The organism is Streptomyces actinomycinicus (assembly GCF_016741775.1).
GTDB classification, from domain to species: Bacteria; Actinomycetota; Actinomycetes; order Streptomycetales; family Streptomycetaceae; genus Streptomyces; species Streptomyces actinomycinicus.
Window position 1 is genome coordinate 514,423 of the sequence record NZ_JAERRK010000003.1, and the last position, 14,651, is coordinate 529,073.

General features: G+C 74.1%; 14 protein-coding genes. 7 read left to right on the forward strand and 7 right to left on the reverse strand.

What is annotated here, in order from left to right; genetic code table 11:
* Positions 1–158: 158 nt before the first annotated feature.
* Together JK359_RS09240 and JK359_RS09245 are read left to right on the forward strand one after the other, a co-directional pair.
* Complete coding sequence (locus tag JK359_RS09240; RefSeq protein WP_201833800.1) at positions 159–1,289, forward strand: acyl-CoA dehydrogenase family protein; 1,131 nt, start codon at positions 159–161, stop codon at positions 1,287–1,289.
* Positions 1,290–1,486: 197 nt separating this feature from the next.
* Positions 1,487–2,329: a MurR/RpiR family transcriptional regulator gene (locus JK359_RS09245; protein ID WP_201833802.1), complete on the forward strand. Its 843-nt coding sequence runs from the start codon at positions 1,487–1,489 to the stop codon at positions 2,327–2,329.
* Between the two features lie 118 nt (positions 2,330–2,447).
* Here JK359_RS09245 and JK359_RS09250 read toward each other — a convergent pair whose 3' ends face one another.
* The 5 genes from JK359_RS09250 to JK359_RS09270 form a co-directional block, all read right to left on the reverse strand.
* Complete coding sequence (locus tag JK359_RS09250; RefSeq protein WP_201833804.1) at positions 2,448–2,822, reverse strand: roadblock/LC7 domain-containing protein; 375 nt, start codon at positions 2,820–2,822, stop codon at positions 2,448–2,450.
* A gap of 10 nt (positions 2,823–2,832) precedes the next feature.
* Positions 2,833–3,336, reverse strand: coding sequence for a roadblock/LC7 domain-containing protein (locus tag JK359_RS09255; RefSeq protein WP_201833806.1), 504 nt, complete (start codon positions 3,334–3,336; stop codon positions 2,833–2,835).
* A gap of 31 nt (positions 3,337–3,367) precedes the next feature.
* Entirely contained in the window at positions 3,368–4,174 is an 807-nt protein-coding gene (locus JK359_RS09260; RefSeq protein ID WP_201833808.1) for a transcriptional regulator, read from the reverse strand.
* The gene (locus JK359_RS09265) at positions 4,171–4,554 is read right to left on the reverse strand and encodes a hypothetical protein (RefSeq protein ID WP_201833810.1); all 384 of its coding nucleotides are present in this window, start codon (positions 4,552–4,554) and stop codon (positions 4,171–4,173) included. Before JK359_RS09265 ends, JK359_RS09260 begins: the two co-directional genes overlap by 4 nt.
* Positions 4,555–4,735: 181 nt before the next feature.
* Positions 4,736–6,109, reverse strand: coding sequence for a type III PLP-dependent enzyme domain-containing protein (locus JK359_RS09270; RefSeq protein ID WP_201833812.1), 1,374 nt, complete (start codon positions 6,107–6,109; stop codon positions 4,736–4,738).
* A gap of 139 nt (positions 6,110–6,248) precedes the next feature.
* Here JK359_RS09270 and hutU point away from each other — a divergent pair, with 139 nt between their 5' ends.
* Genes hutU through hutI form a run of 4 tightly spaced genes read left to right on the forward strand, consistent with a single transcriptional unit; the run spans position 6,249 to position 11,666 of the window.
* The gene (hutU, locus tag JK359_RS09275; RefSeq protein WP_201833814.1) at positions 6,249–7,913 is read left to right on the forward strand and encodes a urocanate hydratase; all 1,665 of its coding nucleotides are present in this window, start codon (positions 6,249–6,251) and stop codon (positions 7,911–7,913) included.
* Positions 7,910–9,127, forward strand: a complete 1,218-nt coding sequence (locus tag JK359_RS09280) for an allantoate amidohydrolase (protein WP_201833816.1) — start codon at positions 7,910–7,912, stop codon at positions 9,125–9,127. The genes hutU and JK359_RS09280 overlap by 4 nt, the downstream gene beginning before the upstream one ends.
* Positions 9,124–10,461, forward strand: coding sequence for a formimidoylglutamate deiminase (locus JK359_RS09285; protein WP_201833818.1), 1,338 nt, complete (start codon positions 9,124–9,126; stop codon positions 10,459–10,461). The genes JK359_RS09280 and JK359_RS09285 overlap by 4 nt, the downstream gene beginning before the upstream one ends.
* 29 nt (positions 10,462–10,490) lie before the next feature.
* A complete protein-coding gene (gene hutI / locus JK359_RS09290) occupies positions 10,491–11,666 on the forward strand; it encodes an imidazolonepropionase (RefSeq protein WP_201833819.1) in 1,176 nt (391 codons plus the stop codon).
* Positions 11,667–11,903: 237 nt separating this feature from the next.
* On the opposite strand, the gene JK359_RS09295 is transcribed toward hutI, so the two are convergent.
* Entirely contained in the window at positions 11,904–12,920 is a 1,017-nt protein-coding gene (locus JK359_RS09295) for a hypothetical protein (protein WP_201833821.1), read from the reverse strand.
* Between the two features lie 5 nt (positions 12,921–12,925).
* Entirely contained in the window at positions 12,926–13,261 is a 336-nt protein-coding gene (locus JK359_RS09300) for a hypothetical protein (protein ID WP_201833823.1), read from the reverse strand.
* Positions 13,262–13,509: 248 nt separating this feature from the next.
* On the opposite strand from JK359_RS09300, the gene JK359_RS09305 reads away from it, so the two are divergent.
* Positions 13,510–14,499, forward strand: a complete 990-nt coding sequence (locus JK359_RS09305; RefSeq protein WP_201833825.1) for a helix-turn-helix transcriptional regulator — start codon at positions 13,510–13,512, stop codon at positions 14,497–14,499.
* Positions 14,500–14,651: the final 152 nt, after the last annotated feature.

Below are 14,651 nucleotides of genomic sequence, written 5' to 3' on the forward strand. Positions count from 1 at the left end.
ACGAGTCGCACGAGTCGCGCCGGCCATAGCAGCGGCATCAGAAGAAGCAGCCGTACCGACAGAACCAGAAGTACCGACAGAAGCAGCGGTACCGACAGAAACAGCCGTACCGACAGAAACAGCCGTACCGACAGAAACAGCGGTACCAGGAGGACCGGATGACCGTCATGGAACTGCCCGCCCGGGCCGGGGCGGACCGCACCGCCGCCTCGGTCATGGACCGGGTACGGGTGTACGCCGCGGGCCTCCCGGCGTACGCGCCGGAGATCGAGCGGACGGGCCGGATCCCCGGTGAGGTCCTCGACGGCCTGAAGGCCACCGGGCTGCTGCGTGCCGCCCTGCCGCCGGCGCTGGGCGGCGTCGAGATGACCGTCCCGGAGATCACGCGTGCCGTCGATCTGCTGGCGCAGGCAGACGCCTCGGTCGCCTGGTGCGCGGCGGTCGCGCTGAACGCCGCGCTGGCCGTGGTCTCGCTGCCCGGGGAGGTGTTCACCGAGCTGTTCCCGGACCCGGACCTGATCACCGCGACGGTGCTGCCGCCGGCCGGGCGGGCGGTCCGGCGGGACGGCGGCTACCTCCTGTCGGGTCGCTGGACGTACGGCAGCGGGATCGCCCACGCCGACCGGGTGATGGCCGGGTTCCAGACCCCGGAGGGCACCCCGCGGATCGCCGTCTTCGACGCCGCCCACGTGCGGGTGCTCGACACCTGGCACACCACCGGGCTGCGCGGCACCGGTTCCCACGACTTCGAGGTCGCCGATCTGTTCGTCCCGCAGCGGCACACGTTCGCGCTCGTGCCGTCCGGCACCCGGCAGGAGCCGCTCCACCTGCGCGCCGACAACCTCGCCCTCAAGATGGCGGGCGTGCCGCTGGGCATCGGCAGGTCCGCGCTGAACGCCGCCAAGGAGATCCTCGCCGCCAGGCGTTCCGCGCTGCCCCGGCCGGGCGTCCCGGCGGACCTCGCGCACGCCGAGTCGCTGATCGGGGCTGCGGACGCCTACGTGTACTCGACGCTGCAGGACGCCTGGGCGGCACAGGCGGCGGGCCTGGAGCCCGAACGCGGGACGGCCGCGCTGGCCCGCCAGTTCGCGCACCGGGCCTGCCGGGAGGCGGTCCAGATGCTGTACGACGCCGTGGGAGCGTCCGCGGTCTACACCGAGCAGACCCCGCTCGACCGGTGTCTGCGCGACATCATCACCGCCGGCCGTCATGTCGCGTCCTCGGAGAAGATCCTCGACGGGGTCGGGGACCTGCGGCTCGGCGGCGATCCCGCCTCGCCCCACTTCTGATCCGGACGGGCCGCGGGCGGTGTCCCCGCGGCCCCCGCCCGGACCGCCGCCGCCAGGCCGGCACGTGGAGCCGTACCCGCACCCGGTTGTATAACGGTATGCAGGTACGCGCCTCCTGAATAGGCGGCCCGTGTCGGTCCATGCCTCGGCGCTGTACTCTCCCGGGGCGTCGAGCACTCGCAGAGGGGGAGTACGTCATGAGCGTGACCGACAGCCCGGCCAACCGGCTGCAGACGCTGTTCGAAGGCCACCGGCTCACGCCGACCCAGCGCCGGATCGCGCACAGCATGGTGCGCCGGGCCGCCGACGTGCCCTTCCTGTCCAGCGTGGAGCTGGCCGAGCTGGCGGGGGTCAGCCAGCCGTCGGTGACCCGGTTCGCGGTCGCCCTCGGCTTCGACGGCTACCCCGCCCTGCGCAAGCACCTGCGCGAGGTCGTCCCCGCCGAGCCGGCCGCCGGGGCCGGGGCGTTCAACGAGTACCAGCAGGCCGTCGAGGCCGAGATCGAGAACCTCAGGCACCTCGCCGAGCTGCTGGCCGACCCGCGCCCGGTGCAGAAGGCCGGCCGGATACTCGCCGCCTCCCGTCCGCTGCCGGTGCTCGGCCTGCGGGCCGCGGCCTCCCAGGCGTACGGCTTCGCCTACTTCGCCGCCAAGGTCCACCCGGACGTCCGGCTGCTGAACGAGGGCGGCACGATGATCCACGACCGCATCGACGCCGCCGTCCGTGCGGGCGCCACCGCCCTGCTCTGCTTCGCCCTGCCCCGGCATCCCCGCGAGGTCGTGGACACCCTCGCCTACGCCAAGGACGCGGGCCTGACCGTTGTCACGGTCGCCGATTCCGCGTTCGCGCCGGTCGCCAAGTACTCCGACCTGCTGCTGCCCGCCGCCGTCGGCACCGGCCTGGCCTTCGACACCGCGTGCGCGCCGATGCTGCTCGGCCGGGTGCTGCTGGAGGCCGTCTGCGACGACCTGCCGGACGCGCAGGCCCGGCTGGAGGAGTTCGACACGCACGCGGCGGCCCGCGGGCTGTTCGTGGAGTGACCCTCCAGGACGCGCCCGCCGATCCCGCATCCGCCGCACCGACTGCCCCTGCTCGCGGCCGGCGACGCGGCCCCGGGCCGGGGCCGCGTCGCCGTACCGCGGCGCCGGGGTGGTCCCGTCAGACCTCCAGCTCCGCCTCGATCTTCTTCAGCTGGTGCCGGGCCATCGCCAGGTTGGCCCGGCTCGCGTCCAGGACCAGGTAGAGGAAGAGGCCGTTGCCGCCACGGCTGCTGAGCAGGCGGATCAGGTGGTACTGGTCGGACAGGGTGATGAGGATGTCCTCGATGCCTGCTTTGAGCCCCAGCATCTCCATCGTGCGCATCTTGGCGCGGATCACGTCCGTGTTGCCGGCGGCGGCCACGTTCAGGTCGAAGCTCTTGCTGCCGCCCATCGTGCCCAGCGCCATCCCGCTGGTGTAGTCGACGAGCGCGACGCCGGTGGCACCCTCGATGGAGGTGAGGGCTTCCTTCAGTGCGGTCTCGGTGTTGGCCATGGTGGTCCTCTCAGCTGTCGGTTACGGTGCGCGCTTCGGCACTCGTCGTGCGGGGCGTGCGGGGTCGGACGGGGGGCGCCGTACTGACGGAGCCCAGGGGGCGTGGGGCGGGCCGGACGGCCCGGGCGGCGGCCTCGGCGGCGTCCAGCAGCTCCCCGATGCGGGCGCCGGCCCGGCGGCCCTCCAGGTGCAGCCGGCCGACGTTGACCCGGTCCTGCGCGAGCAGGGTCAGCACGGCGGTGCGGCCTGCCGCGTAGGTGGCGATGTAGCCGCGCTCGCCGCGCACCAGCAGCTCCCGGAAGCCACCGTGCCCGGTGGCGTCCGTGACCCGCACGGCCACGCCGAGTTCGGCGGCGGTGAGGGCGGCGAGGCCCTCCGGATCGACACCGGGGGTGTCGTGGGCGACGACGAGACCGTCGACGCCGGCCGCGAGGGCGCCGGTGAGCTGTGGCACGCGGGTGCGCAGCCGGCGCAGCTCGTCCAGGACGGCCTCCAGGTCCTGTTCGGGCACCATCAGTTCTCTCCTCTCGGCGGGGCGGTGCCGTTCAAAGCGCCTCCAGCGCATCCCTGAGCCTCTTCAGCAGCGCGATGTCGGGGTCGGTGGTGACCTGGTGGGCCGGGGGTGGCGGGGCCGGGGCCGGGGGCACCGGCATGACGTGCCCGGCCGCGGCGAGCCGGCGGATGTCGACCAGCGTGTGGAACGCCTGCCGGCCCAGGTCCCGGGCGATGTCGGTGGCCGTGCGGACGCCGTCCACGCGGTCCAGGACGGCCCGCTGCCGGGGCGTGACCGGCGCCGCGCCGGCCGGTCCGGCGGGGTCCGCACGGATCAGCGGGGTGCTGTCGGCGGCCGGGTCGGACCAGAGCCGGTGCAGCAGGAGTCTGCGGCGCAGCGTCTCGCGTTCCAGTGCGACCACCGGGACGGAGGGGAGCGGACCGAGCCGGGGCGTGTTGTCGTACCGGAACCGGCCCGGGGTGCTGCTCGGCGCCAGCGCGAAGTACCCGGCGTCGTACAGCGCGTCCAGGTGGCACAGTTCCAGCGCTCCGGTGGGCAGCACCCCGGAGTGCAGCAGGAGTTCGGCGGCGTGCAGCGGGCCCGGGGTCCGGACCGCGGCCCGCCGCCAGGCGGCGCCCGCGAGCGTGCCGTGGGCCGTGAGGAGCACGTCGAGGCCGGGGGCGAGGGGGCTCTCGGCGTGCACCACCCGGCCCTCGGCGAGGTGCAGGGTGCCGTGCTCGCGTATCAGGACCCCGGTGGCCCGCTCCTCGGCGAGGCGGGTCAGCATCGGGGACAGGGCGCGGGTGGCCCGCTTGTCCCGCACGGGCAGGGCCGGCGGAGGCGTGTCGACCACGGTCATCCCAGCACCAGCCTGGCGGCCATCTCACCGAGCCGGATCCGGGCGAGCGCGAGGTTGCCCTCCTCGCGGCCGAGCCACAGGTGCAGGAACACGCTGCTGTCGAAGGACGTGTCCACGAAGCGCAGCAGGTGGTAGCTGTCGCCGTTGCTGACGATCAGATCCTCCACCGGCGGCAGTTCGTCCCCGCGGGCCGCGAAGGTGCCGTGCTCGGCGGCCATCCGGGCCAGTTCGGCGGCCTCGGCGGCGGTCGTCTCGTGGTCGCCGCCCGGCGCATCGCCGACCGTGCCGAGGGCCAGTCCGCTCGTCCAGTCCACCAGCGCGGCTCCCCGGGCACCGGGCAGCCGCATCGCTTCGAGTAGGCACTCGTCTATTCCGGGCACCGTGGCTCCCCTCCCGCGCCTGGGACTCCGGTTGAGTGACGCCGACACTACGCATCGTGTGCGCGGGAGGTGAGGCCTTTGGCATTTTCCGGTGGAACGTGCGTCCGGCGTACTAGTGTGGGTCAACTGACGTGTCCCGCACGCCCGTTGATCCATTTGTTCGAGAGTCTGCGGGGGTGTGTCAACGGCTCCCGGGTGCGCGCAGGGTGGTGAGCGCCGAGGCCTGCGCCCCTCCGGATTCCGCCACGACCTCGGCGACCGTCTGCGGCCGGCGCACGGTCGCGAAGGCCGTGCCGCCGCCGGCGTCCGGCGCGAAGCCGTAGATGCCGGGCCGGACCAGGGAGTTGTAGGCGTAGTGGTGGGCGAAGTAGTACGCGCCCGTGTCCAGCGCCGCCGCGTAGTCGCCCTGCTCCAGCAGCGGCAGCGCACGGCCCTCGGCCAGCAGGTCGCCCGAGAAACAGGCCGGGCCGGCCACGTCCTGCACCACGTCCGGCCCCGGCTTGGGCCGCCCCTCGGCGTCGTACGCCGCGATCCGCAGCGGCCACGCCCCCGGCGCGTACACCGTCCGGGTCGCCACCTGCACGCCCGCGTGCGTCACCGCGATCCGCCGCCCGCCCGCGCTCTTGGCGTACTCCACCCGGGCCACCACCGTCCCGTGCTTGGCCAGCAGCGACCGCCCGAACTCGGTCACCAGCCCGTACCGCCCGTCGAACAGCCCCGGTACCTCGGCCGCCAGTAGCCGCGCGTACTGCGCGTACGACGGTGTCGTCTCCTCGGACGCGAAGTTCACCGGCAGCCCCCCGCCGATGTCCACGGTGTCGACCTGGCGCCGCCCGGCCCGTTCGTTGATCTCCTCCGCCAGTCCGTACGCCTCCGCCACGCCCTGGACCAGCAGGGACAGCGGGATGCCCTGCGAACCGGTGTGGGCGTGCAGCCGGGTCAGCCACGGCCGCTCCGCGTACGCCCGTACCACCCAGGCGCGCGCCCCCTCGTCCCGCAGCGCCACCCCGAACTTCGAGGTCGCCGTGGCCGTCGAGGTCGCCCCGATGGTGCCGCCGCCGATCTGCGGGTTCACCCGGAGGCCCAGCGGGGACCGGGGGGCCGTGGAGCCGACCAGGGCGTCCAGGCGCTCCAGCTCCTGCGGGTTGTCGGCGTTCAGGGCGATGCCCAGGTCCAGCGCCTCGCGCAGCTCGGCCGGGGTCTTCGCCGGGGCGTCCAGCACCGTCCGGCCGGCCGGCACACCCGCCGCCCGGGCCAGTGCCAGCTCCCCGGGGCTGGCCACCTCCGCGCCGATGCCCGCCTCGTGCAGCAGCCGCAGCACCGGCACCAGTGGGGTCGCCTTCACGGCGAAGGCGTGCAGCACCGGTGTGCCGGCGGGCAGCACCGCCTCGAACGCCGCCCGGAGGGCCGCGGCCGACTCCCGGATGCCGGTGACGTCCAGCAGGCCCAGCACGGCCGCGTCCGGCCCCAGCAGGCCCTGCTCGACCGCTGCCCGCACCGCCAGGTCGCGCCGGGCGGCGCGGGCCTGTGCCCCGCTGTCGATGTCGTGGTCCACGGCGTCCCCGTCCTGTCTCGGCTCCCGGTCCTTCCAGCCAAACACCCGTCGCGCGCCGACGTGGGTCTCCCGATGTATTGACTAGTTCTATTCAGGAAGACAGGATGTGAATAGACGTAGGCACAGGAGGAGGCAGACGATGTCGGGACCCCGCCCCGTACGAGCACCGCGCGGCACGGAACTGAGCACCCTGGGATGGCAGCAGGAAGCCGCCCTGCGGATGCTCCAGAACAACCTCGACCCCGAGGTCGCCGAGCACCCGGACAAGCTCGTCGTCTACGGCGGCACCGGCAAGGCGGCCCGTGACTGGCGCTCCTTCGACGCCATGGTCCGCACCCTGCGCACCCTCAAGCAGGACGAGACCATGCTGGTCCAGTCCGGCCGCCCGGTCGGCGTGATGCAGACCCACGAATGGGCCCCGCGCGTCCTCATCGCCAACTCCAACCTGGTCGGCGACTGGGCCAACTGGGAGGAGTTCCGCCGCCTGGAGGCCCTCGGCCTGACCATGTACGGTCAGATGACCGCCGGCTCCTGGATCTACATCGGCACCCAGGGCATCCTCCAGGGCACCTACGAGACCTTCGCCGCCGTCGCCGCGAAGAAGTTCAACGGCACCCTCGCCGGGACGATCACCCTGACGGCCGGCCTCGGCGGCATGGGCGGCGCCCAGCCGCTCGCCGTCACCATGAACGACGGCGTCGCCATCTGCATCGACTGCGACCCGCGCGCCATCGAGCGCCGCATCGAGCACCGCTACCTGGATGTGAAGGCCGACTCGCTCGACCACGCGCTCCAGCTCGCCACCGAGGCCCGCGACCAGCGCAAGCCGCTGTCCATCGGCGTCCTCGGCAACGCCGCCGAGCTGGTCCCGCAGCTGCTGGCGATGAACGCGCCCATCGACATCGTCACCGACCAGACCTCCGCGCACGACCCGCTGGCGTACCTGCCCGTCGGCGTCGCCTTCGAGGACATGGCCGACGCGGCCGCCAAGGACCCGGCCGGCTTCACCACCCGCGCCCGCGAGTCCATGGCCAGGCACGTCGAGGCCATGGTCGGCTTCATGGACGCCGGCGCCGAGGTCTTCGACTACGGCAACTCCATCCGCGGCGAGGCCCAGCTGGCCGGCTACGACCGCGCGTTCGCCTTCCCCGGCTTCGTCCCGGCCTACATCCGCCCCCTCTTCTGCGAGGGCAAGGGCCCCTTCCGCTGGGCGGCCCTGTCCGGCGACCCGGCCGACATCGCCAAGACCGACAAGGCGATCCTGGAGCTGTTCCCGGAGAACGAGTCCCTCGCCCGCTGGATCAAGATGGCCGGCGAGCGCGTCCACTTCCAGGGCCTGCCCGCCCGCATCTGCTGGCTCGGATACGGCGAGCGCGACAAGGCCGGCGAGCGCTTCAACGACATGGTGGCCTCCGGCGAGCTGGCGGCTCCGCTGGCCATCGGCCGTGACCACCTCGACTGCGGCTCCGTCGCCTCCCCGTACCGCGAGACCGAGGCCATGCTGGACGGCTCCGACGCGATCGCCGACTGGCCGCTGCTGAACGCCATGGTCAACGTGGCCTCCGGCGCGTCGTGGGTCTCCCTCCACCACGGCGGCGGCGTCGGCATGGGCCGTTCCATCCACGCCGGCCAGGTGACCGTGGCCGACGGCACCAAGCTGGGCGGCGAGAAGATCCGGCGCGTCCTCACCAACGACCCCGGCATGGGCGTCATCCGGCACGTGGACGCCGGCTACGACATCGCCGAGTCCGTCGCGCAGGAACGCGGGGTCCGGGTGCCCATGCGCGAGGGTGACCAGGCGTGACCTTCCACAGCATGTGGGCGGAGCTGCTGCCGATCGGCCGCAGCTCCGCCTCCGGCGGCTACCGCCGTTACGCCTGGACCGGCGCCGACGCCGACTGCCGGGCCTGGTTCCGGGAGCAGGCCGAGGCGCGCGGGCTCGCCCACGAGGTCGACCGCAACGGCAACCAGTGGGCCTGGCTCGGCGACCCGGCCGCCGGCGACGCCGTCGTCACCGGCTCGCACCTGGACTCCGTGCCGGACGGCGGCGCCTTCGACGGCCCCCTCGGCGTCGTGTCGTCCTTCGCCGCGCTGGACGAACTGCGCAGCAGGGGCGTACAGCCGGACAAGCCCCTCGCCATCGTCAACTTCGGCGACGAGGAGGGCGCCCGCTTCGGGCTCGCCTGCGTCGGCTCCCGGCTCACCGCGGGGCAGCTGACCGTCGAGCAGGCCCACCGGCTCACCGACGGCGACGGGATCAGCCTGCCCCGGGCCATGGAGGCCGCCGGGTACGACCCCGACGCCATCGGCCCCGACCCCGAGCGGCTGGCCCGCATCGGAGCCTTCGTGGAGCTGCACGTCGAACAGGGCCGCGCGCTGGACCTGTCCGGCGACCGGGTCGGCATCGCCAGCGCCATCTGGCCGCACGGGCGGTGGCGGTTCGACTTCCGGGGCGAGGCCAACCACGCCGGCACCACCCGGCTGGTGGACCGGCGCGACCCGATGCTGTCGTACGCCGAGACCGTACTCGCCGCCCGCCGCGAGGCCGAACTCGCCGGTGCGGTCGCCACCTTCGGCAAGATCTCCGTCGAGCCGAACGGCGTCAACGCGATCCCCTCGCTGGTGCGCGGCTGGCTCGACTCCCGCGCGGCCGACCAGGACACCCTGGACACGGTCGTCGGCGGCATCGAGAAGGCGGCACGGGAGTACGCGGACGCCCACGGCGTCGACCTCGACGTCGTCCGGGAGTCCTTCACCCCGGTCGTCGAGTTCGACCACGCGCTGCGCGACGAACTCGGCCGCATCCTGGGCCGGGACACCGGCCTGACGGTGCCCGTCCTCGGCACCGGTGCCGGACACGACGCCGGGATCCTGTCCGGGAGCATCCCGACCGCCATGCTGTTCGTACGCAACCCCACCGGTGTCTCGCACTCCCCGGCCGAGTTCGCGGCCGAGGACGACTGCGTGGCCGGTGTGCACGCACTCGCCGACGTACTGGAAGGGCTGGCCTGCAGGTGACCACACGGACCTACTGGCTGGAGTACGCCTGGCTCGACCCGACCGTCGAGCCGGGCGTGGCCGTCACCACGGAGGACGGCCGGATCACCGCCGTCCGCACCGACGTACCCACTCCGCCGCCCGGTGCCGAGGTGCTGCGCGGCCTCACCCTGCCGGGCCTGGCCAACGCCCACTCCCACGCCTTCCACCGCGCACTGCGCGGCACCGTCCAGGTCGGCAGCGGCACCTTCTGGACCTGGCGCGAGGTGATGTACTCCGTCGCCGACCACCTGACCCCGGAGACCTACCACGCCCTGGCCCGCGCGGTGTACGCCGAGATGGCGCTCGCCGGCGTCACCTGCGTCGGCGAGTTCCACTACGTGCACCACGCCCCCGGCGGCACCCGCTACGCCGACCCCAACGCCATGGGCGAGGCGCTGATCGCCGCCGCGGCCGAGGCCGGCATCCGGATCACCCTCCTCGACACCTGCTACCTCTCCTCCGGCTTCGGCGAGCCGCCCAACGCCCACCAGCTTCGGTTCTCCGACGGCAGCGCGGAGGCCTGGGCCGAACGCTGTGCAGTTCTCAAGGAACGGGATCACGCACGGATCGGGGCGGCCATCCACTCCGTACGGGCCGTGCCTGCCGGGCAACTGGCCACCGTGGCGGGGTGGGCCGAGGAACGCCGGGCCCCCCTTCACGTGCACCTGTCCGAGCAGACCGCCGAGAACGAGGCCTGCCTCGCCGCGCACGGCTGCACGCCCACCCGGCTGCTCGCCGACCACGGTGTCCTCGGACCGCGCAGCACCGGCGTGCACAGCACCCACCTCACCGACGAGGACATCGCCCTGCTCGGCGACTCGGGCACCGGCACCTGCATGTGCCCCACCACCGAACGCGACCTGGCCGACGGCATCGGCCCGGCCGTCGCCCTGCAGCGGGCGGGCTCCCCGCTGTCCCTCGGCTCCGACAGCCACGCCGTCATCGACCTGCTCGAAGAGGCCCGCGCCATGGAGCTGAACGAACGGCTGCGCACCCGCACCCGCGGTCACTGGACGGCCGCCGCACTGCTGCGGGCCGCCGGCGCCGACGGCCACGCCGCCCTCGGCTGGGACGAGGCCGGAACCATCGAGTCCGGTGCGCTCGCCGATCTGACCACCGTCGCCCTGGACTCGGTCAGGACGGCAGGGACACTGCCCAGGCTGGGCGCCGAGACAGCCGTATTCGCGGCGAGCGCGGCGGACGTACGGCACACGGTCGTGGGCGGCCGGCACGTCGTACGCGACGGCGTGCACACGCTCGTACCCGATGTGCCGCAGGCGCTGGCCGCCGCAGTAGAAGCCCTGCGCGGCTGACGAACGCCGACCCCCACGAGGACGACACCATGAGCAGCAGCACACTCATCACCAACATCGCCGCACTGGTCACCAACGACCCCTCCCTGGGTGACGGCTCCCCCCTCGGTCTGATCCAGGACGCGGCCGTCGTCGTCGACGGCGACCGCATCGCGTGGACCGGTGAATCCAGCAAAGCACCCGCCACTGACAACCGGGTCGACGCGGGCGGCCGGGCGGTGCTGCCGGGCTTCGTGGACTCCCACTCCCACCTGGTGTTCGCGGGCGACCGGACGCAGGAGTTCAACGCCCGCATGTCCGGCCGCTCCTACACCGCCGGCGGCATCCGCACCACGGTCGCGGCGACCCGGGCCGCGAGCGACGCGGAACTGGAGGCGAACCTCACCCGTTACCTCGCCGAGGCGCTCCGCCAGGGCACGACCACCTTCGAGACCAAGTCGGGCTACGGCCTCACCGTCGGGGACGAGTCCCGCGCCCTGCGCATCGCGGCACAGCACACCGACGAGGTGACCTACCTCGGTGCGCACATCGTCCCGCCGGACCACGCCGACGACCCGGCGGCCTATGTCGCCCTGGTCACCGGCGAGATGCTGGACGCCTGTGCGCCGCACGCCCGCTGGATCGACGTCTTCTGCGAGAAGGGCGCCTTCGACGGCGACCAGGCCCGCGCGATCCTCACGGCGGGCAAGGCGAAGGGCCTGCACCCGCGCGTCCACGCCAACCAGCTCTCCTACGGCCCCGGCGTCCAGCTGGCCGTCGAGCTGGACGCGGCCAGCGCCGACCACTGCACCCACCTCACGGACGCGGACGTGGACGCCCTGGCCGGCGGCAACACGGTCGCCACCCTGCTCCCCGGTGCCGAGTTCTCCACCCGGGCGGAGTGGCCGGACGCCCGCCGGCTGCTGGACGCGGGCGTCACGGTCGCCCTCTCCACGGACTGCAACCCGGGCTCGTCGTTCACCTCGTCCGTGCCGTTCTGCATCGCGCTCGCCGTCCGGGACATGCGGATGACCCCCGACGAGGCGGTCTGGTCGGCCACGGCCGGCGGCGCCGCCGCCCTGCGCCGCACCGACATCGGCCGTCTCACCCCGGGCAGCTACGCGGACCTGACGCTCCTGGACGCCCCGAGCCACGTCCACCTGGCCTACCGGCCCGGCGTGCCGCTGGTCAGCGGAGTGTGGCGCAGGGGCGTACGGGTCGTCTGAGGTCACGCACGGGCCGTCCGAAGCCTCGTCAGAAGGCGTGGGCGGGCGCGCTGTCCGGCCTCGTCAGGGGGCGTGGTCAGGCGTGCAGTCCGGTCTCGTCAGGGGGCGTGGTCGGGCGCCTGTCCGGTCTCGTCAGAGGGCGTGGGCGGGGCGCGCTGTCAGGCCTCGTCAGGGGGCGTGGTCAGGCGTGCAGTCCGGTCTCGTCAGACGGCTTGGGCGGGCGCCTGTCCGGTCTCGTCAGAGGGCGTGGGCGGGCGCGCTGTCCGGCGTGTCCTCCCGGGCCGCGGCCCGGACCGGGCACACCGCGTCCAGCCGGGACACCCGCCGTCCCTCGCCGAGCACCCCGCCGCCCCCGCCGAGCAGCAGCCCCGAGCGGGACGTGACGCGCGCGGCGAGCCGTGCGCCCCGCAACGCGGGATCCTCGGCCAGGGCGGCGGTCAGCGAGGTCACGGCCGACCGGGTACGGCGGACCAGGCACAGCTCCGGATGGACGGCCCACACCGGCAGCCCCGCCGCCTCCGCCAGCGCGTCGAACGAGGGCAGTCCGCAGTCCGCCACGACCAGTACGGCCTGCCAGGAACCCGTGTCGGCGCCGCCCGCCCGGCCCAGGACGCCCAGCAGCGCCGGCAGCCGGTGCTGCGGCGCGAGCAGGGCGAGCACACCGGGCCGTGCCGGCGACGGCACGGAGGGCCACCCGCCCGCACCCACCGCCCGCGTACACGCCGCCAGCCCCGCCGCCCGGGCCTCCTCCACGACCTCCCCGACCAGCCCAGCGGACCAGCCCCGCCCGGTCACTCCGGACCAGCCCCGCCCGGCCACTTCGGACCAGCCCCGCCCGGCCACTCCGGTGAGCCCGGCGGCACCGCCGTGGGCGTCGTCGTACACCACCGTCAGCGCGGCGGCGCCGAGCGCGAGCGCGCTCTCGGCCAGCGCACGGGCCAGGCCGGTGTCGTCGGGTGCCCAGCTCACGGCGGGCGGGCGGCCCGGCAGCAGTGGCAGCAGACAGGTGAGACCGGCCTGCCGGTAGACCTCCAACGCCCCCTCGGTGACCACCGGGTCGGTATGCCCGACGACCGCAGCGAAGTCTCCGGCCACCACGGACCGCGCGACACCGCGGGCCTCGTGGAAGACCTGCCAGTCGGCCGCCCACGGCGTACCGGTGCGGATCCGGTTCACCTCGGCGAGCAGGACCGTGCCCGCCGCCGTACCCGGTCCCGTGAGCGGGGCGACGACGGCGACGGCCGGTACCGGCACGGCGGTCAGCCCCAGATGAGGGAGTCGGAGCCGGCGGCCACGGCCGTGTCCCCGCCCGCCGGCGCGGCGGCGGCGACGGCCGGCACGGCCGCACCGGCCGCCAGCAGCGCGGTGAGCGCGACGGCGGACGCGAACCGCCGGGCCGGACGCCGCACGGGCCCGGCGGGCTCGGCGTGAGCGACCGAAGCACCGGCCGAGACGGACGCGACGGAGAAGGCGGACTCGGCGGAGAAGGCGCTGCCGGCCGGGAAGGCGGGCTCGGCGGAGAAGACGGCGGTGGCCGGGAAGGCGGGCTCGGGGGAGAAGGCGGGCCCGGTCGGGAAGGCGGGGTGGAGCGGCATGGTGAACCTCCGGGAAAGGTGCGGAAGGGGTGCGTGGCAGGTCGTCAGCATGTGCCGGTGCGTTCACCCACGGCTACCGCTGCGGTGGTTCCGGGACCGGCCATGGCCAGGCCCGGACGGCTCGCCACAGCACCCGCCGCGTCCGCATGCCGGACCTTGCCTGGCCAGCTGAGCTGGGCGTTCCTAAGATCCGGACGGCGTCGGGTGCGACTGGCGGTCGCGCCGGGGGGACGACATGAGGAGGCCCGATGGACGTGAAAGAGCGTGCCCAGGAGCTGTACCGCATCGCGCTCGAGGACGCGGCCTGGCACCCGGCGAGCGTGCTCGGCGAACACGGCTGGAGCGACGGGGAGTTCGCCGACGCGCTCCAACTCCTCACCCGGCTAAGGCTGTTCGTGCCCGCCCCGGACAGCGGGAACGGCTGGACGGCACTGTCGCCGGACACCGCGCTGCGCAACCTCCTGCTGGAGGAGGAGCAGCACACGTCCGCGCTGCTCAGTTCCGTACAGCGCACGCGGTCCGCGCTGACCCGGATCCTCACGGACTTCCAGCCGGTGCACGCACGGGAGTTGCTGCCGGTGCGGATGGAGGTGGTGACCGGCGCCGCGAACGTGTCAGCGGCACTGGAGGACGTCTCGCGGCGCGTGGAGGACGAGGTGCTGTCGCTGCACCCCGGGCGCGCGCTGCCTGCCGTGATGGTCGAGGCGGGCCTGGACCGGGACCTCGCGGTGATCGGGCGCGGGGTGCGGATGCGCACCATCCATCTCGGCTCGGCGGCGGCCGTCCCGCACATGGCGTCGTACCTGCGCCGGCTGAGCGCGGCCGGGGCGCAGGTGCGCACCGCGCACACGCTGCCGCTGCGGATGATCGTGGTGGACAGCTCGACCGCGCTGGTGCCGGCGCCGCCGTCGGCGATCGGCGAGATCACGGCGGTGATCCTGCGGGGCGAGACGCTGGTCGGGGTGTTCCGGGAGATCTTCGAGCACTGCTGGGCGGCGGCGAACGTGCTGACCGACGCGGTGGCCGGGCCGGACGGGGAATGGCGCCCCGAAGGACGCCATCTGGAACTGCTGCGGATGCTCGCGGGCGGGCTCACCGACGAGGCCATGGCCCGCAAGCTGGGGGTCTCCGAGCGCACGGTCCGCCGTCTCGTCTCCGAGCTGACCGAGCGCCTCGGCGCCGCCAGCCGCTTCCAGGCCGGCGCCTGCGCCCAGCGGCTCGGCTGGCTCGACGGCTGACGCCACGCCTGCCCGCGCTCAGGCCCCTTCGGCCCCCGCGCGTTCCGGCACCGGGTCCCCTGCGGGAGCGGCCACATCGGCGACAGCGGTGCCCTCAACCGGACCGGAGGCCTCACCGTCCGCGCCCCCGGCCGGAGCAGGACCGTTTCCGC